Here is a 22,470-nt window from a genome sequence, read left to right on the forward strand (position 1 = left end):
GGCGTGTGGTCGGCGACACGTCGGACGGGTCACCCGCCCGGCCCCCCGGGACCACCCCGGCGGCCCTCGGTCGTCCGGCCGTTCCCCTGCTGAAGGACCGACTCCTAGAGTGGCCGGGATACCTCTCGACGAAGGGTACGGACGAACGATGACGATCGATCAGGGCACCGCCCGGGCCGAGCTGGGTGTGATCGGCGGTTCGGGGCTGTACGCGCTGCTGGACGACGTGGCGGAGGTGCGGGTCGACACGCCGTACGGTCCGCCCAGTGACGCGCTGTTCGTGGGCGAGGTGGCGGGGCGGCGGGTGGCGTTCCTGCCCCGGCACGGGCGCGGCCACAAGCTGCCGCCGCACCGGATCGACTACCGGGCCAACCTGTGGGCGCTGCGGTCGCTGGGGGTGCGGCAGGTGCTCGCGCCGTGCGCGGTGGGCGGGCTGCGGGCGGAGTACGGGCCGGGCACGCTGCTGGTGCCGGACCAGTTCGTCGACCGGACCTCGGGGCGGGTGCAGACCTTCTACGACGGGCTGCCGCTGCCGGACGGCTCGGTGCCCGAGGTGGTGCACGTGTCGATGGCCGACCCGTACTGCCCGGCCGGGCGGCGGGCCGCGCTGGAGGCGGCGCGCGGGGCGGCCTGGGAGCCGGTGGACGGCGGCACCCTCGTGGTCATCGAGGGCCCGCGCTTCTCCACCCGGGCCGAGTCCCGCTGGTTCACCGCCAACGGCTGGTCGGTGGTCGGCATGACCGGCCATCCCGAGGCCGTCCTCGCCCGTGAACTCGGGCTCTGCTACAGCTCCTTGGCGCTGGTCACGGATCTGGACGCCGGGGTGGGGAGCGGCGAGGGCGTCACCCACGCGGAGGTGCTGAAGGTCTTCGCGGGCAACGTCGACCGGCTGCGCACGGTGCTGTTCAAGGCGCTGGAGCTGTTGCCCGGCGAGCGGGACTGCGTCTGCTCGCACGCCCTGGACGGGGTCGCCACCGGGCTGCCGGGGGTGGTCGCCGGCTGAGCCGGGACGCCTCGGCCGCTGTCGTCCGACCGGCCGCTGTCGTCCGACCGGCCGGGCGGGTGCTCAGCCGGCGAGCCGGGTCCGCATGCGTCAGGTCCTCACGCGGTGGCGCCTCCGGCGACCGGCAGCTCGGCCAGGCGCCACTCCAGCATGCCGTCGTGGAGCCGGACCGCTCGCCGCCCGCGCGCGCTGAGCAGCCGGACGGCGTCGTACGCGAGCACGCAGTACTCGCCGCGGGAGTAGACGACCACCTCGGTGTCGTCGGGCAGCTCGTCCAGGCGGTCGGCGAGCTCGTCGACCGGGATGGAGAGCGCGCCCGGGATGTGCCCGGCCCGGTACTCCTCCGTCGGGCGCACGTCCAGCACGACGACCTCCCCGGCCGCGGCCCGGGCGCGCAGTTCCTCGTTGTCCACCTCGCGGGCGCCGTCCTCGCCGAGGTAGGCGTCCAGGGCGGGCGGTACGGCGGCCTGGTGGCGCTCGGCGACCTTGCGGAGCAGGGCGAGCAACTCGCCGACGTCCTCGCCGGAGAGCCGGTAGTGGATCCGGACGCCTTCACGGCGGGTGGCGACGAAGCCGGCCTGCTTGAGCGCCTGCAGGTGGGCGGAGGCGGTGGTCAGGTTGAGTCCGGCCGCCTTGGCGAGCGCGTCCACGGTGCGCTCGCCCTGGGCCAGCAGGTCGAGCAGCTCCAGGCGCTTTCCGCTGGCCAGGGCCTTCCCGCTGGCCGCGAACGCGTCGTACAGCTGCGCCTTCGCACCGTTCTGGGTCATCGCTTCCTCGCTTCCTCCGCGCGGTGCTCCGGAACCGTAATCCAAGGTTCCATGGAATAGGGTACCGGGCTCGCTTTGACCGCCTCGAACCGTATCCCATCCCCCCCTGACCAGTATCTTCCAAAAATCCATGGAATATTGTTGATAGTGCCGCTTGCTGCATCCGGACGCAGGCCGCACTGTCAAACCAGGAGGATCGAGATGCGCTTCGCCGACGAAAACCTGATACCGCTGGTCGACGAGGGACTGGGCAACAGTGCCTACCTGGTCGACCTGGGCGACGGCCGCGCCCTGGCCGTGGACGCCAGCCTGGACCTGCGCGCCCTACGGGCCGCCGCCGACTGGCGCGGGCTGACCGTGGCCTTCGCCGCCGACACCCACCTGCACGCCGACTTCCTCTCCGGCGCCGTCCAGCTCGGCCACGACGACGGAGCCACCGTGCTCGCCTCCGCCGCCGGGCACCGCACCTTCCCGCACACCCCGCTCGCCGACGGCGACGAGGTCGACCTCGGCGGGCTCACCCTGCGCGCCCTCGCCACCCCCGGGCACACCGACGAGCACCTGTCCTTCCTGCTCCTCGACGGCGCCGGAGCCGGCGCCACCGAGCTCGGCGTCTTCACCGGCGGCTCGCTGATCGTCAACTCCGCCGCCCGCCCCGACCTGCTCGGCCCCGAGCGCACCGAGGAACTCGCCCGCGCCCAGTACCGCTCGCTGCGCCGCCTCGCCGCCCTCCCCGACCACCTCCCGGTCTGGCCCACCCACGGCGCCGGCTCCTTCTGCTCCGCCCCGCCCGGCTCCGCCCGCACCACCACCGTCGGCGCGCAGAAGCAGTCCAACCCGCTGCTCGCCGCGCCCACCGAGGATGCCTTCGTCGCCGAACTGCTCGCGAGCCTCGGCAGCTACCCCGCGTACTTCGCCCGCCTCGGCGAACTCAACCGCACCGGCCCCCGGGTGCTCGACGGCACCCCGCGGCTCCCGCTGCTCGACGCCGCCCAGCTCGGCCGACTGCTCGCGAGCGGCGGCCAGGTCGTGGACGTCCGCCCGGCCGCCGACTACGCCGCCGGGCACATCCCCGGCGCCCTCTCCATCCCGCTGCGCGGCCAGTTCGCCACCTGGCTCGGGTGGCTGCTGCCAGACTCCGCCCCGCTGGCCTTCGTCGCCGGCGAGGACCAGGACCTCGACGAACTGGTCTGGCAGGCCCACAAGATCGGCTACGAGCGCCTGGCCGGTCGGCTGGCCGGTGGCATGCGGGCCTGGCGCGAGGCCGAAGGAGCCGTCGCCGCAACCGAGTTCGTCACCCCGGAGGAGGCCGGGCAACGCCCGTACCTGGACGTCCGGCAGGAGTCCGAGTTCGCCGCCGGGCACGTCCCGGGCGCGGCCCACATCGAACTGGGCTCGCTGACCGGCCTCGCCGCCGACGCCCCGCAGGGCGCGCTGGTCGCCTGCGGCCACGGCGAACGCGCGATGACCGCCGCCAGCATCCTGGAGCGCGCCGGGCACACCGGCCTGGCCGTCCTGCGCGGCGGGTTCGCCGAGTACGCCGCCGCCCGCGGTGTCCGCCTGGTCGAGGGGACGGCCGTGTGAGCGGGCGCAGCGATCGAGCCGTCGAAAGGTTGAGGCCGGCCAGGCAGACCTCGAACCCGGACAGCATCACCTGAACGGTCCTGAGCCGGGGCCCGTACGTCGGCTTCAGGGAGACGGCCGGTCCCGGCGCACTGGTGCCCGTGGGTGAAGGCGTGGGCGACGGCCTGTCCGTCGGTGAGGGGCTCGCGCCCGTGGCGAGGACGGCGAGGACCGCGACGAGCGTGGCAAGGCCACCCGGTAGCGCCTTCACCAGCGACTCCGTCCTCCGCCCGGCCCCGCCGCCCATTCTCGCCACCAACCCGTTCGTGTGCACCCCATGGTCGCGGAGTCGGCGACCCTCAGGTCACCGGTTCCGTCGGCCGGGAGCGGCAGGCGGTATGCGTCGGGCTGTTCAGGCTGCCGAAGGCATCACGGCCGCCGCCCGTGCCTCGTCGTAGCGCTGCAACACCAGCCGGGCGACGGCCGGGTGGGCAGCCAGCGGGGCGCTGGTCCAGGCCGCCGCAGTCGTGGCGGCGCGGCGGGCGAAGAAGCCGGGGGAGAGGAGGTAGCCGGCGAGGGCCACAGCGGGGTGGCCGGCGGCGTGGAGGGTGGCGACCGCCTGGTGGGGGGTGGGGGCGGCGGCGGAAAGGTGGGCGGGGGTGACCGGTCGGTCGAGGCGGGTGGCCAGCAACTCCGCCATCCGGGTGGTGTCGGCGACGGCGGTGGGGTCGGAGGAGCCCGCTCCGGCGAGGACCACGGGCGCATCCGGCGGGGCGCCGGCCTCGGTGAGGCGGTCGGCGAGGGCCTCGGCGAGCAGGGGGTGGGGGCCGAGTGCGGGGGCGAGGTGGGTGAGGGGGAGGCCCGCGGCGGCGAGTGCCTCGGGCAGGTCGCCCCGGACGTGGTAGCCGGTGCCGAGCAGGAGGGGGACCAGGATCGGCCGCTGGCGCGCGAGTCGGGCCAGGGAATTCGAAAGTGCGGGTTGCGCGAGGTCCAGGAAGCAGCAGCGTACGGTCAGTTCGGGGCGGAGGAAGCGAACCACCCGCAGCAGATCCCGGGTTGAGGCCGCTGCTGCCGGATCGCGGCTGCCGTGGGCGACGGCGAGCAGCACCGGCGCCATCAACCCGCCGCCAGCCGGTAGCCACGCTTGGGGACGGTGCGGATCAGCGTGGCGTGCGGCCCGAGTGCCGCCCGCAGCCGTCCGACCGCGGCCTCCACGGCGTGTTCGTCGGCGGTGGCGTCCGGCCAGGCGGCGCGCAGCAGGTCGGCGCGGCTGAGGACCCGGCCGGGCCGCTCGGCGAGCGCCCGCAACACCGCCGCGCCGCGCGGGCTGAGCCAGTGGCTCTCGCCGTCGACCAGGGCGGCGTTCCCCTGGAGGGTCAACACCTGCCCGGCGAGGGCGACTTCACGACGGGCCCGGCCCGGCAGGGTGTCCGCGAGCAGCCGGACCAGTGCGCCGAGGCGGCCGCGCTCGGGGTGGACGGCGGGCAGGCCGAGGTCGGTGAGGGGGCGGGCGCACAGGGTGCCGACGCAGACCGGGAGGACGTCCGCGCGCAGGGCGTCCAGCAGCGCGTCGTACAGGCCTTCGGCCTCCGCCGCGGCGAGCAGCGCCGTGATCGCGGGCGCGCTGGTGAAAGTGAGGGCGTGCACCTGGCGGCGGACGGTCTGGTCGAGGAGCTTGCGCACCGCGCCCGGATCCTCCGGGGGCGCCCAGCGGTAGACCGGGACGGAGATCACCTCGGCGCCGCGTTCGCGCAGCGCCGCCGCGAAGACGTCCAGGCGGACCCCGTGCTCCTGGACGGCGATCCGGCGCCCGGCCAGCGGGCGGGCGAGCAGCCAGGTGAGCAGTTCGTCGGTGGCCTCGGTGCCGGGGGAGTAGCCCTCGTCCAGTCCGCTGGCCCGGACCGCGCCGGTGGCCTTGGGGCCGCGGCTGAGCACCACCGCGCCGCGGCAGGCCTCGGCGAGGGCGGCGCCCCGGCCCCAGCCCTCGGCCGCGCTCATCCAGCCGCGCCAGCCGACCCCGGTGGTGGCCACCACGTAGTCGAGCGGGGCGGCCAGGCAGCGGTCGGTGGCCTCGCGCAGCGCGAGGTCGTCGGCGAGCGGCAGGATGCGCAGCACCGGGGCCTCGACCACCTGCGCGCCGCGCCGGGTGAGCAGGGCGGTGAGCTCCTCGCGGCGGCGCGCCGCGGTGACGCCGACGGTGAAGCCGGTGAGCGGTCCTGGCGGGGTGAGGGTTGCTGCCATGCGCGACAGCCTGCGGTGCGCGTGTTACGGGGGCATTGCCCGACCGTCACCTGCCGGTAAGCGAAAGTGCCGCTGCGGTTACGCCAGATGTCCGGCCGTGCACCCCGGTGGTCGGGCGACGTGAGCGAGGTGTACCGCGCCCGCAACATTGACGACCCGATCGCGAAACAGCGGACGGCGACCTTTCTCGGCATGACGTTGACCAGCCCCGCCGTCCTCGCCACGGCCACCGACACGCACTGCCCGTACTGCTCGCTGCAGTGCGGGATGCGGCTGTCGGCAGGCGCGGACCAGCCCGCCGAGGTGCTGGAGCGGCCCGAGTTCCCGGTGAACCGGGGCGCGCTGTGCGGCAAGGGCCGTTCGGCGCCCGCGCTGCTGGACCGGGCCGTCCGGCTGATCGGCCCGCTGCTGCGCGACCGGCCCGGCGCCCCGCTGCGCTCGGCGAGCTGGTCGGAGGCGCTGGACCGGGTGGCCGCCGGGCTGGCCCGGACGCGGGCCGAGCACGGCGCGGACACGGTGGGCGTGTTCGGCGGCGGCGGGCTCACCAACGAGAAGGCGTACCTGCTGGGCAAGTTCGCCCGGGTCGTGCTGGGCACCGCCAACATCGACTACAACGGCCGGTTCTGCATGTCCTCGGCGGCCGCCGCGCACCGCCGGGCCTTCGGCCTGGACCGCGGGCTGCCGTTCCCGCTCGCCGACATCCCGCACACCGGCTGCCTGATCCTGGTCGGCGGCAACCCGGCCGAGACGATGCCGCCCGCCGTCCGCTACTTCCGCGAACTCCGGGAGAACGGCGGCACGTTGATCGTGGTCGATCCGCGCCGCACCCGCACCGCCGAACTGGCCGACCTGCACCTGCAGCCCCGCCCCGGCGGGGACCTGGCGCTCGCCCTCGGCCTGCTCCACCTGGTGATCGCGGACGGCCTGGTGGACCGCGAGTTCATCGCGCGACGAACGTCGGGCTTCGACAGGGCCCGCGAGTCGGCGATGGCCCACTGGCCCGACCGGGTGGAGCGGATCACCGGCGTGCCTGCCCATCAACTCCGCGAAGCATCAAGGCTGTTCGGCGAGTCGGACACCGGCATCGTGCTGACCGCCCGCGGCCCGGAGCAGCAGAGCAAGGGCACCGACACCGTCGGCGCCTGGATCAACCTGTGCCTGGCCACCGGCAAGGCCGGCCGCCCGTACAGCGGTTACGGCTGCCTGACCGGCCAGGGCAACGGCCAGGGCGGGCGCGAGCACGGCCAGAAGGCCGACCAACTGCCCGGCTACCGCTCGATCGAGGACCCGGCGGCCCGGGAGCACGTCGCCGCCGTCTGGGGTGTCCCGGCCGAGAGCATCCCCGGCCCCGGCAAGTCCGCCTACGAGCTGCTGGACGACCTCGGGCAGCCGGGCGGCGTCCGGGCGCTGCTGCTGGCCGGCTCCAACCCGGCGGTCTCCGCGCCCAACGCCGGGCACGTCACCGAGCGGCTGCGCGCGCTGGACCTGCTGGTGGTCGCCGACGTGGTGCTCTCCGAGACGGCCGCGCTCGCCGACGTCGTGCTGCCGGTCACCCAGTGGGCCGAGGAGGACGGCACCACCACCAACCTGGAGGGCCGGGTGATCCTGCGCCGCCGCGCCCTCGACCCGCCCGAGGGGGTGCGCAGCGAGCTGTGGCTGCTGCGCGAACTCGCCGCCCGGCTGGGCGTTTCGGACGGCTTCCCGGCCGAGGCCGAGCAGGCCTTCGCCGAACTGCGCCGCGCCTCGGCCGGCGGCGACGCCGACTACGCGGGCATCAGCTACCAGCGGATCGCCGCCGAGGACGGCGTCTTCTGGCCCTGCCCGACGCCGGACCACCCGGGCACCCCGCGGCTGTTCCTGGACCGCTTCGCCACCCCGGACGGCCGGGCCCGCTTCGCCGAGGTCACCCACCGCCCGGCCGGCGAGGAGCCGGACGAGGAGTACCCGCTGTTCCTGACCACGGGCCGGGTGCTCTCCCAGTACCAGAGCGGCGCGCAGACCCGCCGGGTCGCCGAGCTCAACGCGGCCGCCCCCGGCCCGTTCGTCGAGCTGCACCCGCGGCTGGCCGGGCGGCTCGGGATCGCCGACGGCGAGCCGGTCGCGGTCACCAGTCGGCGCGGCCGGGCGGTCGCCCCGGCGCGGATCACCGACGCCATCAGGCCCGACACCGTCTTCATGCCCTTCCACTGGGCGGGCGCCGGCCGGGCCAACAGCCTCACCAACCCGGCGCTCGACCCGGTCTCCCGGATGCCGGAGTTCAAGCTCTGCGCCGTCCGGGTGGAGCCGGTCCTGAAAGAGGTGACGACATGACCACCAGGATCGCCGTGGTCGGCGGCGGCATGGCGGCCGCCCGCTTCGCCGAGCGCTACGGCGCTCTCGGCGGGCCCGGCACGGTCACCGTGTACGGCGCCGAGCCGCGCGCCCCGTACAACCGGGTGCTGCTCGCCGAGGTGCTGACCGGGCGCTACGACGCGGAGTCGATCGCGCTGCCGCTCGGCGGGGCGTCGGCCCGGCCCGGCTGTGAGGTCGTCGCCCTCGATCTGGAGGCCCGGACGCTGGGCCTGGCCGACGGCACCGTGGAGCCCTGGGACGAACTGGTGCTCGCCACCGGCGCCAACCCGGTGCTCCCGCCGGTCCGCGGGCTGCGCCGCACCGACGGGTACGGCCTGGCCGAGGGCGTGCACACGCTGCGCACCCTGGCCGACTGCGCCCGACTGGCCGAGGAGGCCGTCGGCGCCAAGCGGGCGGTGGTGATCGGCGGCGGGGTGCTCGGGGTGAGCGCCGCCCGGGCGCTGGCCGCTCTCGGGGTGCGCACCGAAATCGTCCACCAGGCCCAGAATCTGATTGAGCGTCAGCTGGACCCGGAGGCGGCCGCGGTGCTGCGCGAACGGCTCCAGGGGCTCGGCGTCGAGTGCTACACCGGCAACCGGGCTCGGGCCGTGCACGGCGGTGAGAGGGTCGGCGCGGTGGAGCTGGCCAGCGGCTACCGGCTGGACTGCGACCTGGTGGTCCTGGCCTGCGGCACCCGCCCGCGCACCGCGCTGGCCCACGCCGCCGGACTGCCCGTCAACACCGGGATCCTGGTGGACGACCACCTGGCCGTCGCCCCGCACGTGCACGCGATCGGCGACTGTGCCGAACACCGCGGCACCGTCCACGGCCTGGCCGGCCCGGCCTGGGAGCAGGCCGACGTGCTCGCCCGCCGCCTCTCCGGCGCCGAGCCCGGGGCCCGCTACCCCGGCACCAGCCCACGCGCCCGGCTCAGCACCGGGGACCTGGAGTACGCGGCCTTCGGCACCGTGGACGAGACGCTCGACCCGGGCCTCGACGTGCTGCGGCTCACCGACGCCACCCGCGGCAGCTACAAGAAGCTCGTCCTGCGCGGCGACCGGCTGGTCGGCGCCATCCTGCTCGGCGACCTGGCCACCGTGGACGCGCTGGCCGGCGCCTTCGCCGACGGCGGCGCGCTCGCCGGCCACCCCCTGCACCTGCTCACCCGAGGAACTGCAATGACTGGAGAAGCGCGATGACCCTTGACGACCGCACTGTCCGCGACCTCGTCCTGGTCGGCCACGGCATGGTCGGCCAGCGCTTCCTGGAGGCCTGGACCGAGCAGCCGGCCGCGCGCGGCTGGCGGGTCACCGTGCTCGCCGAGGAGCCCCGGCCCGCCTACGACCGGGTCCACCTCAGCTCGCTCTTCGACGGCAGCACCGCCGAGGACCTCGCGCTCTGCCCGGCCGGTTTCCTCGCCGAGCACGGGATCGACCTGCGCCTGGGCGACCCGGCCACCGCGATCGACCGGGCCGGGCGGACCGTCACCACCCGGTCCGGTACCGAAGTCCGCTACGACGTCCTGGTGCTGGCCACCGGCTCGGTGCCGTTCGTGCCGCCCGTGCCCGGGACGGACGCCCCCGGCTGCCACGTCTACCGCACCATCGAGGACGTCGACGCCATCCGCGCCGAGGCCGCCGGCGCCGGCGCCGGCGTGGTGGTCGGTGGCGGACTGCTCGGCCTGGAGGCAGCCGGCGCCCTGCGGGCCGGGGGCCTGGCCACCCACGTGGTGGAGTTCGCGCCCCGGCTGATGGCCGTGCAGGTGGACGACGGCGGCGGCGCCGCGCTGCGCCGCAAGATCGAGGACCTGGGCGTCACCGTCCACACCAGCGCCGGCGCCAGCGGCGTGCTCACCGGCCCGGACGGCCGGGTCCGCGCCCTCGCCCTCTCCGACGGCCGGGAGCTGCCCGCGGACCTGGTGGTCTTCTCCGCCGGGGTGCGCGCCCGCGACCAGCTCGCCCGGGACTGCGGACTGCCGGTCGGCCAGCGCGGCGGCGTCGTGGTCGACGCGCACTGCCGCACCGAGGACCCGGCGATCCTCGCCATCGGCGAGTGCGCCCAGGCCGTCGACGGCCGGGTCTACGGGCTGGTCGCCCCCGGCTACCAGATGGCCGAGACGGCGGCCCGGACCATCGCGGAGCGGGAGGGCGAAGGCTTCACCGGTGCCGACCTGTCCACCAAGCTCAAGCTGCTCGGCGTCGACGTCGCCAGCTTCGGCGACCCGCACGGCAGCGCCGAGGGCGCCCTCGACGTGCTGTACAGCGACAGCCGCACCGGCGTCTACCGCAAGCTGGTGATCGGCCCCGACGGCGCGCTGCTCGGCGGCGTCCTGGTCGGCGACACCGAAGGCTACGGCGCCCTGCGCCCGCTCGCCGTGGCCGGCAAGCCGCTCACCGTCGCCCCCGAACAGCTGGTGCTGCCCGCCGGGTTCGCCTCCGCCGGAGCGGTCGCGCTGCCCGACGAAGCGGTGCTCTGCTCCTGCCACAACGTCACCCAGGGCGCCGTCCGGGCCGCTGTCCGCGAGCAGGGCGCCGACAGCGTCGCCGCCGTCAAGAAGTGCACCCGGGCCGGCACCGGCTGCGGCAGCTGCCTCAAGCAGCTCGGCACCGTCGTCGGCGAGGAGCTGGAGGCCGCCGGGGTCTCCACCGTCAAGGGCCTGTGCGAGCACTTCGCCCACACCCGGGCCGAGTTGTACGAGATCGTCCGGGTGACCGGGCTGGCGAGCTTCTCCGAGCTGCTCGCCAAGCACGGCAGCGGCGAGGGCTGCGAGATCTGCAAGCCGACCGTCGCCTCCATCCTGGCCAGCCTCGGCAACGGCCACATCCTGGACGGCGAGCAGGGCGCCCTGCAGGACTCCAACGACCACTTCCTCGCCAACCTCCAGCGCAACGGCTCCTACTCGGTCGTCCCCCGGGTGCCAGGCGGCGAGATCACCCCCGAGGGGCTGATCGCGATCGGCGAGATCGCCCGCGACCACGGCCTCTACACCAAGATCACCGGTGGTCAGCGGATCGACATGTTCGGCGCCACCGTCGACCAACTCCCGGTCATCTGGAGCAAGTTGGTCGACGCCGGGTTCGAGTCCGGACACGCCTACGGCAAGTCGCTGCGCACCGTGAAGTCCTGCGTAGGCGAGACCTGGTGCCGCTACGGCGTCCAGGACTCCACCACCCTCGCCATCGAACTGGAGCTGCGCTACCGGGGGTTGCGCTCCCCGCACAAGCTCAAGGCCGCCGTCTCCGGCTGCGCCCGCGAGTGCGCCGAGGCGCAGAGCAAGGACTTCGGCATCATCGCCACCTCGGCCGGCTGGAACCTCTACGTCGGCGGCAACGGTGGCATGACCCCCCGGCACGCCGACCTGCTCGCCGCCGACCTCGACCGCGAGACCCTCATCCGCACCATCGACCGCTACCTGATGTTCTACATCCGCACCGCCGACCGGCTGGAGCGCACCTCGGTCTGGCTGGAGCGGCTGGAGGGCGGCCTCGACCACCTGCGCGCCGTGGTCCTCGACGACTCGCTCGGCATCGCCGCCGAGTTGGACGAACTGATGGCACGTCACATCAGCGGCTACCAGGACGAATGGGCCGAGACCCTGGCCGACCCCGAGCGGCTGCGGCGCTTCGCCTCCTTCGTCAACGCCCCCGGCACCCCCGACCCCGCTGTGACCTTCGTCCCCGAACGCGGCCAGATCCGCCCCGCCCGCCCCGGCGAGGCCGGCCACACCCTCAACGTCCCGGTGCTGGTCGCCGGGGCCCGACTGGAGGTGCTCACCCCGTGACCGTACAGATCCACGACGGCATCCGCTGGCAGACCGTCTGCTCCCTCGCCGACCTCGAACCCGGCCGCGGCGTCGCGGTGCTGCTGCCCGACGCCGGACAGGTCGCCCTCTTCCGCGACCGCGCCGGGGAGCTGTACGCCGTCGACAACCTCGACCCGTTCAGCGGCGCCCCGGTCCTGTCCCGCGGCCTGATCGGCAGCCGTGGCGAGCGGCCGACCCTCATCTCCCCGATGTACAAGCAGGTGTACGACCTCACCGACGGGCGCTGCCTGGACGAGGACACCGCCCCCGACGGCGCCCCCGCCGTGCTGCGGCGCTGGCCGGTCCGGGCCCTGGCCGAGGAGGCCGTCGCATGACCACCGTCCTGGAGTCCAGAACCCCCGCCCCGCTGGCCGGCTGGGACCCGGAGGACGAGGAGTTCTGGGACCGCAGCGGTGCCCGGATCGCCCGGCGCAACCTGGTCTTCTCCGTCCTCTCCGAGCACATCGGCTTCTCGGTGTGGAGCCTGTGGTCGGTGCTGGTGCTCTTCCTCGGGCCCGAGTACCACATCGACACCGCCGGGAAGTTCACCCTCACCGCCCTGCCGACCGCGCTCGGTGCGCTGCTGCGGCTGCCGTACACCTTCGCCGTCGCCCGCTTCGGCGGCCGCAACTGGACGGTGATCAGCGCGCTGCTGCTGCTGGTGCCCACCGTGCTGGCGGCCGTGGTGCTGGAGCCGGGCGTCTCGTACGGGACGCTGCTCGCGGTGGCCTGCGTGGCCGGGGTCGGCGGCGGCAACTTCGCCTCCTCGATGGCGAACATCAACGCCTTCTACCCGCACCGGCTCAAGGGCTGGGCGCTCGGCATCAACGCGGGCGGCGGCAACCTCGGCGTCCCGGCCGTCCAACTGCTCGGGCTGCTGGTGCTGTCCACGGCCGGCGCCGCCCACCCCCGGCTGCTGCCGCTGGTCTACCTGCCGCTGATCGTGCTGGCGACGGCCGGGGCCTGGTGGAGGATGGACAACCTGCCGGTGTCCGCCAGCGGTGAGGGACGGGCGCTGCGCGAGGTCGCCCGCGACCCGTACGGCTGGGCGGTCTCCACGCTGTACATCGGCACCTTCGGCTCCTTCATCGGCTTCGGCTTCGCCTTCGGGCAGGTGCTGCAGGTGCAGTTCCACGAGCGCTTCGACACCCCGGTCAAGGCCGCCGCGCTCACCTTCCTCGGGCCGCTGCTCGGCTCGCTGCTGCGGCCCGTCGGCGGGCGGCTCGCCGACCGGTACGGCGGCGCGCGGGTGACGCTGGCGACCTTCCTCGCCATGGGGGCCGGGACGGCCGTCGTGCTGGCCGCCTCCCGGGCGGGCTCGCTGCCGCTGTTCCTGGCCGGGTTCATCGCGCTGTTCGTGCTCAGCGGCATCGGCAACGGCTCGACGTACAAGATGATCCCGGCGCACTTCCAGTCGATCGCCCGCAGGGCCGTCGCGGGCGGCGCCGACCCGGCCGCCGCCGAGGCCGACTCCCGGCGCCGGGCCGGGGCGCTGATCGGGCTCGCCGGTGCGATCGGCGCCTTCGGCGGGGTGCTGGTGAACCTGGCCTTCCGGCAGTCCTTCCAGGCCAGCCACAACGGGGACGCCGCGTACCTGGGGTTCCTGGCCGCGTACGTGCTCTGCTCGGTGCTGACCTGGGCGGTGTGGCTCCGGCGGCGGTGAGGCGAGGCGGGCCCGCCTCGGCCGCGCCGGCGCCGGGTCGTTCGTACGGCGATCGGACGACTCGGCGCGCGGGCATCCGGAGCGCCGGTTAGCGTCGGCCGCAACACGTTCTCAGCCCCGGAGGTTGCAGTGCAGCGGTGGATCGTTCTGACGGTACTGACCTCGGCCCTCGCCGGCCTCGCCTCCCCGGCCCTGGCCGCCGACCCGGACCCGACCGACGACCCGGTCACCACGACGGTGACCCTCGGTAAGGCCCGGATCGATCCGAAGGTCCCCGGCCGGGTCCGGGTGGACGTCGACTACCTCTGCTCGGTCGCCGACGAAGCCCGCTCGCTCACCGTCTCGGTCGAGCAGAAGGACCCGGAGGACGCGTCCTCGATCGCCTTCGGCTCCAGCCGGACGGCCGAGGCCGACATCATCTGCGACGGCACGGCGCAGCAGCGGCAGCTGGTCGTCCAGTCCAAGACCGTCAACTGGATCCCGGGCGCCGACGCCGTCGTGATCGCCACCGTCTCCAACATCGGCGCCACCCCGCCGGCCTCCGCCGACAGCCGCCGGGTGAAGCTCACCGCCGACTGATGCGTCCGTTCGTCCGGGCCGGCGCCCTCGTCCTACCGCGGCACGTACCACCACTTCGTGCGCGGCATCCTGACGGCGGCCGGAGCCCGGCAACCCGGGCCCGGACCCGCGGCTTGACCCCTGTCCGCTCGGGCTCTATGCCTGAATTGAGGCAAATCGCTCCGGTGGCCCTGCGCCCGGAGGATCAGGAGGCCGGGAGATGACACGCGCGGTCGGGATAGACCTGGGTACGACGAACTCGGTGGTCTCCGTCCTGGAGGGCGGCGAACCCGCCGTCATCACGAACACCGAGGGCGCACGGACCACACCGTCCGTCGTCGCCTTCGGGAAGGGTGGCGAGGTGCTCGTCGGCGAGGTGGCCAAGCGCCAGGCGGTCACCAACGTCGATCGCACGGCCCGGTCGGTCAAGCGGCACATGGGCGAGAGTGCCTGGCGGTTCCCGGACAGCGGGGACGTCGAGGGCCACCGCTACACCGCGCAGGAGATCTCCGCCCGGGTCCTCCAGAAGCTCAAGCGTGACGCGGAGTCGTACCTCGGCGAGAACGTGACGGACGCCGTGATCACGGTGCCCGCGTACTTCAACGACGGCCAGCGCACCGCGACCAAGGAGGCCGGCGAGATCGCCGGGCTCAAGGTGCTGCGGATCGTCAATGAGCCGACTGCCGCCGCCCTCGCCTACGGCCTGGACAAGGAGAGCGACCAGACCGTGCTGGTCTTCGACCTCGGTGGCGGCACCTTCGACGTCTCCCTGCTGGAGATCGGCGAGGGCGTGGTCGAGGTGAAGGCCACCAACGGCGACACCCATCTGGGCGGCGACGACTGGGACCAGCGCGTGGTCGACCACCTGGTCAAGCAGTTCAAGAACGGTTACGGCGTCGACCTGTCCAAGGACAAGATGGCCGTCCAGCGGCTTCGGGAGGCCGCCGAGCGGGCGAAGGTGGAGTTGTCGTCGGCGACCGAGACGACGATCAACCTGCCGTACATCACGGCCTCCGCCGAGGGCCCGCTGCACCTGGAGGAGAAGCTCACCCGCGCCCAGTTCCAGCAGCTCACCGCCGATCTGCTGGAGCGCTGCAGGGCGCCGTTCCACCAGGCGGTGAACGACGCGCGGATCGAGGTCTCGGACATCGACCACGTGATCATGGTCGGCGGCTCGACCCGGATGCCCGCGGTGACCGAGCTGGTGCGGGACCTCACCGGCAAGGACCCGCACAAGGGCGTCAACCCGGACGAGGTGGTCGCGATCGGCGCCTCGCTCCAGGCGGGCGTGCTGAAGGGCGAGGTCAAGGACGTCCTGCTGCTCGACGTCACGCCCCTGTCGCTCGGGATCGAGACCAAGGGCGGCATCATGACGAAGCTGATCGAGCGCAACACGACCATCCCGACCAAGCGCTCGGAGATCTTCACGACGGCCGAGGACAACCAGCCGTCCGTGCAGATCCAGGTGTTCCAGGGCGAGCGCGAGATCGCCGCGTACAACAAGAAGCTCGGCATGTTCGAGCTGACGGGGCTCGCCCCGGCGCCGCGTGGAGTCCCGCAGATCGAGGTCACCTTCGACATCGATGCCAACGGCATCATGCACGTCGCCGCGAAGGACCTCGGCACCGGACGGGAGCAGAAGATGACCGTGACGGGTGGCTCGGCGCTACCCAAGGACGACATCGACCGGATGGTCCGCGAGGCGGATCAGCACGCGGAGGAGGACCGGCAGCGCAAGGAGGCGGCCGAGACGCGCAACAGCGCCGAGCAACTCGTCTACTCGACGGAGACGTTCCTGCGGGACAACCAGGACAAGATCCCGGGTGATGTGCGCGGCGAGGTGGAGACGGCCGTGGCGGAGCTGAAGGAGAGGCTCAAGGGCGAGGACGGCGCGGCGATCCGGGACGCGCGGGACCGGCTCGCCCAGGTCAGCCAGAAGCTGGGCCAGGCCATCTACGGGCAGGCGGGCGGGAGCGGGTCCGGGGCGTCGGGCGCCCCGGGCGCGTCCTCGGGGGCCGCTGCCGAGGAGGAGGTTGTGGACGCCGAGATCGTCGAGGACGAAAGAGGTGGCAAGGCCGGCTGAGCACCCTTGTCCGCCGTGGGTGGGGAGGGAGAGGCTGGATGGAGGGAGTGGGGCCGCGCCGAGGTCAGGAGGCAGCGGTGGTTCAGGTGAGCGTCCCCGTGGTCTTCCCGCGCAGTGGCGGTGTGCTGATTCCCGCCGCCGAGGTCACCACCATGCTCCGCAAGGTGGCGGCCGGCTGGGTGGACCTGGCGAATGGCCGGGACGGGGAGACGGACTACGACCCGGAGACCCTCCTCGCGCTCGCCGGGGCCTTGGGCCGGCTGGCCGACCAGATCGACGTGGAGTGCATCGCCTTCTCGTCGCGGCGCCGCGAGTGAGGAGGAGACCCTTTCTTCTCCCTCGATTCCACAGGTGAACCGGGAGGCCTCGGCCTGGCTCCGTGTTCTACAGTGCTGTAGAACTGTGGCCTTATGGCCCACAGGTGAACAGCGAACGGGGGGCACACCATGGACAGGCCGCTTCGACTGCCGCAGCAGGACCGGGCCGACTTCGAGACGGAGCTCGGCAAGGCGCTGGCGGCGCCGCAGGTGCGGGCCGCGCTGCGGGACGGCGGGGAGGAGGCGCCGGGGGTGGAGCGGCTGCGGCGGGCGGCGCGGGAGAACGCCGAGTACGTGCTGGCCGCGGCGGCGCCGGAGTACGAGCGGTACGCGGCGCTGCGGGCGGACGCCGACTCGGTGGCCCGGCTGCCGGTGGACGCACCGGCGCGGGAGCGGGTGTCCGGATGGTGGGGGGTGCTGGGGGTGATAGCGCCGATCGTCGCCGCCGCGGCCGCCGCGGTGCTCCTGCTGCTCGGCTACCTGTTGGGGCTGGCCGAGGGCATGGAGGTGCTGGGGCGCGCGCTGGTGACCGCCGGCTGGGTGGCCGCCGGGGTGGCGGCGGTGTGTCTGCTGGTGGGCGGGTTGGGCCTGTTGGGGGCGGCGTTCCGGGCGCAGGACCCGGCGGCGGCCGAAGAGGGCGAGGACCCGGGGGAGTTGGTGCGGGCGCGGGACGTCTGGCGGTCGGCTCTGGCGGAGCGCGGGTTGGTGCCGTTCCTGGTGGCGCAGGCGAACGCGGGGCGACACGTCTGACGGGGGGAATCCCAAGACGAGGCCGGGTCGGGTAAGGGGCAGTTAAAATCCGCGCCGGGTCGCCGAGTTGGCGAGCCGGTCGCAGGGGTGCCTGTTCGAGGGTCATCGGGCCAGGTGGGGCGGGTGCGCCACCGCGCCGGGGTGGAGCCGGGTGGGGTGTCCGTGGGCGGGTGGCGCCGGTTCGCGCCGCCCGCAGGGGCCTTGTGCGCGAGGTTCAGTGAAATATCATATGGCGCATTGCACAGCGGTCCGGGCGAGATCCTGTTCCCCGTCCCCAGCCCCCGCCGCGAACGCGCACCCTCCCCCCCCCACGTCATGAGAGACGGAACCCGACCCGTGATCAGATTCCGATCCCGACTGTTCCAACGCGGCCACCGAACCGCACTGGTGGCCCTCGCCGCCGCCCTGGCCGGCGCCGCGCTGAGCAGCCCGCTGACCGCCATGGCCGAGCCGCACAAGGCGGAGACCGCCACCGTGGCCGCCGAGCCGGGCACCCCGAAAACGGCGACCGCCGCTCCACAGACGAAGTCCGGCCCGCACCGGGCCCGGGCCGCCCGGACCGGCCCGGTCGCCACGGCCGCGAACGGCACCGGCGGCAAGAAGACCCCCCAGCTGGCGGACGGCGCCGACCCGGGCACCGGCAAGGACGGCGACGGCAACGTCGCGAACCAGTACGACCTCCAGGTCACCTACAAGGGCGGCCAGGAGTCGACCGGCGTGGTGATCGGCGCACCCAAGGTCTACCTGGTGCTCTGGGGCTCCCAGTGGGGGACCCCGTCGACCAACTCGACCGGCGACGTCGTGACGACCGGGGACCCGGATCAGGCCGCCCCGTACCAGCAGGACTTCTTCAAGGGCCTCGGCAGCGCCGGCGACGGCTGGAGTGCCGTCCTGACCCAGTACTGCGAGGGCATAGCCGCCGGTTCCGTCCAGTGTCCGGCCGGGGCCGCGCACATCCCGTACCCGCAGGCGGGGAGCGTGCTCGCGGGTGTCTGGGTGGACAACGGCGCCCCCGCGCCGCAGGCCGCGACCGAACCGCAGCTCGGTGCGGAGGCGCTGGCCGCCGCCAAGCACTTCGGCAACCTGACCGAGGCGCAGAACCGCGACGTCCAGTACATCATCGACTCGCCGCAGGGCGCCGACCCGGACAAGTGGAAGGAACTGGGCTACTGCGCCTGGCACGACTTCCAGCGCTCGCCGTACGGCCAGCTCGCCTACACCAACATGCCGTACCTCACGGATGTGGCCGGCTGCGGCACCAACTGGTTCGGCGAGAACACCCCGAGGGGCCGACTGGACGGCTACGGGATCATCGGCGGCCACGAGTACGCGGAGACGGTGACCGACCCGAACACCCCGGGCGGCTGGACCGACGCCACCGGCCAGGAGGTCGGGGACAAGTGCGCCTGGATCCCGAAGGGCGCCAACGGCGGGCTGTTCTTCGAGGACCTGTCGACGGGCAGCTTCCCGCTGCAGACCCTGTGGTCCAACACCGACCACCTGTGCATGGCCTCGGACCCGGTGGTGAGCGGTCCGCCGGTCTCGGTGAGCACGATGTGTGACCGGACCGACAGGGCCGGGCAGCCGCTGTCGGTCCCGGCGGTGGGCGTGTCCAGCAGCGGTTCGGCCCTCACCTACAGCGCCACCGGGCTGCCGCAGGGGCTGGCCATCGACGCGCACAGTGGGGTGATCTCCGGCACCGCCGCCGCGACCAACGGCTACCAGCGGATCACCGTGACGGCGACGGACGCGGCGGGCAGGGCGGCGTCCACCGGCTTCTGGGAGAACGTCAGCGCCGCCGCCGGGACGGGCTGCGGCCCGATCGAGCAGCTCATCGACCCCGGCTTCGAGAACGGCTCGGCGGACGTCAACCACACCGTGATGACGGACGCCTGGAGCCCGTCGGGGTACAACATCATCACCCCGTCCAGCCTGCACGCGCCGCACTCCGGCTCGTGGTACGCCTGGCTCGGCCAGAACACCGGGACGGACGACTCCATCACCACCTACCTGAACACCTACCCGGGCTACGGGCAGGCGAGCTTCTCCTTCTGGCTCGACACCGAGTCGACCAACGCCTCCACCACCGCGCCCGACACACTGTCGCTGGTGGCGGTCAACCAGTACACCGGGCAGCCGATCGGCACGGTGAGGACCTGGAGCAGCCAGAACCCGACCAACGGCTACCAGTACCAGTCGGTGGATCTCTCCTCGGTCATCGCCCAGGTCGGCTGGGGGACCACCATCGGCCTCAAACTGGTCTCCCACGAGACCGGTACGACCCCGACCACCGCGTTCCTGATCGACGACGCCTCGGCTCGGGAGAGCTGACCTCGCGCCCGAACGTCGGCCCCGCCACCGCGCGTTGCGGTGGCGGGGCCGACGCCGCTGCGATCGCGGCCCGGGGGTCACGGTCCGGGCAGCGGCCGGGGGCCGGTGTGTGCGCGGGCGGCGTCGGCCAGGAGCTGGACGGCGTCGAGCGGGATGTCGAGCCGCCGGGCGATCCACGGGGCCGGGCGGCCGGCCTTGGCGAGCATCCAGGCCGAGTACAACTGGCCGAGCTGGGGGGCGTGTTCGGCGAGCAACAGGGGGCGGACGGCCTCCATCGGGAAGCCTTCGAGCGCCCGGGCGCTGTACTCGCGCCCGTTGGGGCCGAGCGGTGGCAGCGGCAGCGGGCGGCGGGCGTCGAGCCAGCGGCTGAACAGCACCGCGCCGACCACCACCAGCCCGGAGCAGGAGGCGCCGATCAGGATGCCGCCGATCACCGGGCGGTCCTCCTCCTCCGCCATGCCGAGGGCGATCTCCTCCAGGACGAGCAGCCCGAGGACGGCGAGCAGGACCGCCGCCTCGCGCGGGCGCGGGAAGAGCCGGGACGTCGTCATGGGGAACCTCCTCCTCGGCGGGGGCGCCGGGGGTCGGGGGCGGGCGCGGCGACTCACCTTCCGTACAACGGCGGCGGGCGGCCCGGGGCACGCCTGAACGGCCAGGAGGTGAGAGTCGGTCGCCGAGTTGACGCGACGTCAGAATGTCACCGGGTGGGCCTAGTTCTGCCGGGGGTCGGCTCGGTGGTTCGGGAGCGGACGTGGGTGTGGTCGCGGGCCGGACTCCTGCGGTCCACGGGTCTCGCCTCCTTCCGGTCGGGTGCGCCGGGGTTGGTGCGGACGTCGACGGGGCGGGGACTCATCGTGCGGACCTGTCGCCAGCATAGCCCGGCCATGCCAACTTCGACAGTCTTGTCGAAGTTGGCATGCGGAGCGGCCAACTCCCCGTCCGCCCTTGGGTGATCAACCAGTGCGCAACCGGTGCGAATGGTGCCCGGACCCACTCGTGACGCCCGTGCGCCGGCGGCTTCAACGCGATCTAGCCTTTACAGCCGAGAAGCTGACTCGCCCTACCGAAGTGATGGACCGGGCTTGCGGGTAGGGCGCGGCTGGCTGTCGCGTGGCCTCCCACGAGTACGCCCGCAGCCCGCGCGCCCTGGTGCGGCTCGGCGCGGAGGCGGCGGACTGCGAGGGCCGGGCCATTGTGCTCCAGGAGCTGTAGGAGGCGGCGCGGGCGCGCGGGGTGGAGTTCTCCGCCGCCGGGCACTGGGGCGGCTCGCCGCGCTCGATCGCCTTCAACTCCCAGTGGTTCCGCATCGCCGTCGACCCGGACACCGGCGAGATCCGCATCCTGCGCAGCGTCCACGGCGCCGACGCCGGAAAGGTGATGAACCCGCTGCAGTGCCGGGGCCAGGTCGAGGGCGGGGTCGCCCAGGCGCTCGGCGCGACGCTGTTCGAGCGGGTGCTGCTGGACGAGCGGGGCGAGGTCACCACCGCAGCCTTCCGCCGCTACCGGCTCCCGGCGTACGCCGACGTGCCGCGCACCGAGGTGCACTTCTCCGACACCTCGGACGCGATCGGCCCGCTCGGCGCCAAGTCGATGAGCGAGAGCCCGTTCAACCCGGTCACCCCCGCCTTCGCCAACGCGCTGCGCGACGCCACCAGCATCCGCTTCACCGACCCGCCGTTCCTGCGCGACCAGGTGTGGCAGGCGCTGGCCGACCGGCGACGGCAGGGTGGCCACCCTGAGTAAAGGGAGTCGCTTCCCGGGCCGGTGGTACACAGTAGTAGGGGAGGCCGGGACGGATGGGACTCACCAGTCACAGACTGCTGGCGCTGGCGGCGCTGTTCGCGGTGGCCACCGTGCTCGGCACGCTCTGGGTCTGGCCCAAGCTCGCCGTCCGCAGCTGGCCCGCGATGTTCCTACGGCTGGGCACCATCGCCCTCACCCAGGTGGCCCTGCTCGCCACGCTCGGGCTCGCCGTCAACGACTACTTCATCTTCTACAGCAGCTGGTCCGACCTGCTCGGGCGCGAGCACGGCGCCGGTGTCATCCAGGGCGCCGGAGCCACCCCGGGCACCAGTGCCACCCCGGGCACCAGTGCCACCCCGGGCACCAGTGCCACCCCTGGCACCAGTGCCACGCCGGGCACCGGCACTCCGGGCGCCGGCGCCACCCCGGGCACCACCGGCACCCCGGCGGGCGGGCGCCCCGGGGTGCAGGCGCTCGGCAGGGCCGAGATCACCGGCGCCGGTTCGGCCAACCGGGACCCGGCCCAGATCGGCCGGCTCGACCAGGTCCGGCTGCCCGGCACCACCACCGGGCTGAGCACCGACGGGTACGTCTACCTGCCGCCGCAGTACTTCCAGCCCGGCAACGAGGGCCGGCACTTCCCGGCCGTGCTGGTGATGACCGGCTTCCCCGGGGACGCCAAGAACCTGGTCACCAAGCTGCGCTACCCGGCCACCGAACTCGACCTGCTGAACAAGGGGACGATGAAGCCGACCGTACTGGTGCTGATGCGGCCCTCGCCCAGCATGCCCCGGGACAGCGAGTGCGAGGACATCCCGCACGGCCCGCAGGCACAGACCTACTTCACCACCGACGTGCCCGCCGACCTGCGGGCCTCCTACCGGGTACTGGGCGGCGCGGACAGCATGGGCGTCATGGGCGACTCGACCGGCGGCTACTGCGCTCTCAAGCTCGGCATGGTGCACCCGGGGGTCTTCCCGGCCGCGGCCTCGCTCTCGGGCTACTTCAAGGCCGCGGAGGACGTGACCACCGGCGACCTCTTCGGCGGCAGCCGGCAGCGCCGCGACGAGGCGAACCTCGACTGGCGCCTCGCCCACCTGCCGCCGCCCGCGCTCGCCGTGCTGCTCGCCGACAGCAAGGAGGACGGCAGCACCTACGCCGACTCCACGGCCTTCGCGGCGGCCGCCCGTCCGCCCCTGGTGGTGGCCCAGGCGACGGTGGACACCGGCGGCCACAACTTCACCACCTGGAACCGGCTGATCCCGCCCTCGCTGAGCTGGCTCAGCGCACACCTGGCGGATCCGGCGTAGCGGGCGCG

17 protein-coding genes and 1 pseudogene are annotated in these 22,470 nt (G+C 73.7%); 14 read left to right on the top strand and 4 right to left on the bottom strand.

The window, feature by feature from the left end; all coding sequences use genetic code 11:
* The first annotated feature begins 148 nt into the window (after positions 1–148).
* Positions 149–1,003 (top strand): S-methyl-5'-thioadenosine phosphorylase, encoded by an 855-nt coding sequence (locus ACFQ87_RS13375; protein ID WP_380610830.1) that lies wholly within the window; start codon positions 149–151, stop codon positions 1,001–1,003.
* Positions 1,004–1,101: 98 nt separating this feature from the next.
* On the opposite strand, the gene ACFQ87_RS13380 is transcribed toward ACFQ87_RS13375, so the two are convergent.
* A complete protein-coding gene (locus tag ACFQ87_RS13380; RefSeq protein WP_380610831.1) occupies positions 1,102–1,770 on the bottom strand; it encodes an ArsR/SmtB family transcription factor in 669 nt (222 codons plus the stop codon).
* 201 nt (positions 1,771–1,971) lie between these two features.
* On the opposite strand from ACFQ87_RS13380, the gene ACFQ87_RS13385 reads away from it, so the two are divergent.
* Positions 1,972–3,354 (top strand): rhodanese-like domain-containing protein, encoded by a 1,383-nt coding sequence (locus ACFQ87_RS13385; RefSeq protein ID WP_380610832.1) that lies wholly within the window; start codon positions 1,972–1,974, stop codon positions 3,352–3,354.
* 391 nt (positions 3,355–3,745) lie between these two features.
* On the opposite strand, the gene ACFQ87_RS13390 is transcribed toward ACFQ87_RS13385, so the two are convergent.
* Entirely contained in the window at positions 3,746–4,450 is a 705-nt protein-coding gene (locus ACFQ87_RS13390) for a sirohydrochlorin chelatase (protein WP_380610834.1), read from the bottom strand.
* The gene (locus ACFQ87_RS13395; protein WP_380610835.1) at positions 4,450–5,574 is read right to left on the bottom strand and encodes a uroporphyrinogen-III synthase; all 1,125 of its coding nucleotides are present in this window, start codon (positions 5,572–5,574) and stop codon (positions 4,450–4,452) included. The genes ACFQ87_RS13390 and ACFQ87_RS13395 overlap by 1 nt, the downstream gene beginning before the upstream one ends.
* A 192-nt stretch (positions 5,575–5,766) precedes the next feature.
* On the opposite strand from ACFQ87_RS13395, the gene ACFQ87_RS13400 reads away from it, so the two are divergent.
* The 10 genes from ACFQ87_RS13400 (at position 5,767) to ACFQ87_RS13445 (ending at position 19,409) form a co-directional block, all read left to right on the top strand.
* Entirely contained in the window at positions 5,767–7,884 is a 2,118-nt protein-coding gene (locus ACFQ87_RS13400) for a molybdopterin oxidoreductase family protein (RefSeq protein ID WP_380610836.1), read from the top strand.
* Complete coding sequence (locus tag ACFQ87_RS13405; protein ID WP_380610838.1) at positions 7,881–9,104, top strand: NAD(P)/FAD-dependent oxidoreductase; 1,224 nt, start codon at positions 7,881–7,883, stop codon at positions 9,102–9,104. The genes ACFQ87_RS13400 and ACFQ87_RS13405 overlap by 4 nt, the downstream gene beginning before the upstream one ends.
* The gene (nirB, locus tag ACFQ87_RS13410; protein ID WP_380610840.1) at positions 9,101–11,686 is read left to right on the top strand and encodes a nitrite reductase large subunit NirB; all 2,586 of its coding nucleotides are present in this window, start codon (positions 9,101–9,103) and stop codon (positions 11,684–11,686) included. Before ACFQ87_RS13405 ends, nirB begins: the two co-directional genes overlap by 4 nt.
* Complete coding sequence (nirD, locus tag ACFQ87_RS13415; protein ID WP_380610841.1) at positions 11,683–12,042, top strand: nitrite reductase small subunit NirD; 360 nt, start codon at positions 11,683–11,685, stop codon at positions 12,040–12,042. The genes nirB and nirD overlap by 4 nt, the downstream gene beginning before the upstream one ends.
* Complete coding sequence (locus tag ACFQ87_RS13420) at positions 12,039–13,370, top strand: nitrate/nitrite transporter (RefSeq protein ID WP_380610842.1); 1,332 nt, start codon at positions 12,039–12,041, stop codon at positions 13,368–13,370. Before nirD ends, ACFQ87_RS13420 begins: the two co-directional genes overlap by 4 nt.
* Positions 13,371–13,499: 129 nt before the next feature.
* The gene (locus ACFQ87_RS13425) at positions 13,500–13,949 is read left to right on the top strand and encodes a hypothetical protein (RefSeq protein WP_380610843.1); all 450 of its coding nucleotides are present in this window, start codon (positions 13,500–13,502) and stop codon (positions 13,947–13,949) included.
* A 199-nt stretch (positions 13,950–14,148) separates the two neighbouring features.
* Positions 14,149–16,011: a molecular chaperone DnaK gene (gene dnaK, locus ACFQ87_RS13430; RefSeq protein WP_380610845.1), complete on the top strand. Its 1,863-nt coding sequence runs from the start codon at positions 14,149–14,151 to the stop codon at positions 16,009–16,011.
* 77 nt (positions 16,012–16,088) lie between these two features.
* On the top strand, positions 16,089–16,328 hold the full coding sequence (locus ACFQ87_RS13435; protein WP_380610846.1) for a DUF6213 family protein: 240 nt from the start codon (positions 16,089–16,091) through the stop codon (positions 16,326–16,328).
* A 129-nt stretch (positions 16,329–16,457) separates the two neighbouring features.
* The gene (locus tag ACFQ87_RS13440; protein WP_380610847.1) at positions 16,458–17,078 is read left to right on the top strand and encodes a hypothetical protein; all 621 of its coding nucleotides are present in this window, start codon (positions 16,458–16,460) and stop codon (positions 17,076–17,078) included.
* Positions 17,079–17,414: 336 nt separating this feature from the next.
* Positions 17,415–19,409, top strand: coding sequence for an Ig domain-containing protein (locus ACFQ87_RS13445; RefSeq protein ID WP_380610848.1), 1,995 nt, complete (start codon positions 17,415–17,417; stop codon positions 19,407–19,409).
* Between the two features lie 77 nt (positions 19,410–19,486).
* Here ACFQ87_RS13445 and ACFQ87_RS13450 read toward each other — a convergent pair whose 3' ends face one another.
* Positions 19,487–19,960 (bottom strand): hypothetical protein, encoded by a 474-nt coding sequence (locus ACFQ87_RS13450; RefSeq protein ID WP_380610849.1) that lies wholly within the window; start codon positions 19,958–19,960, stop codon positions 19,487–19,489.
* Between the two features lie 589 nt (positions 19,961–20,549).
* Here ACFQ87_RS13450 and ACFQ87_RS13455 point away from each other — a divergent pair.
* Both ACFQ87_RS13455 and ACFQ87_RS13460 read left to right on the top strand, forming a co-directional pair.
* Positions 20,550–21,152, top strand: a pseudogene (locus ACFQ87_RS13455) (molybdopterin cofactor-binding domain-containing protein); the annotation flags it as partial.
* A gap of 53 nt (positions 21,153–21,205) precedes the next feature.
* Positions 21,206–22,462 carry an alpha/beta hydrolase gene (locus tag ACFQ87_RS13460; protein ID WP_380610850.1) on the top strand — a complete coding sequence of 419 codons (1,257 nt, stop codon included), beginning with the start codon at positions 21,206–21,208 and terminating at the stop codon, positions 22,460–22,462.
* Positions 22,463–22,470: the final 8 nt, after the last annotated feature.

It is taken from the genome of Kitasatospora sp. NPDC056531 (assembly GCF_042794375.1).
Classification (GTDB): domain Bacteria; phylum Actinomycetota; class Actinomycetes; order Streptomycetales; family Streptomycetaceae; genus Kitasatospora.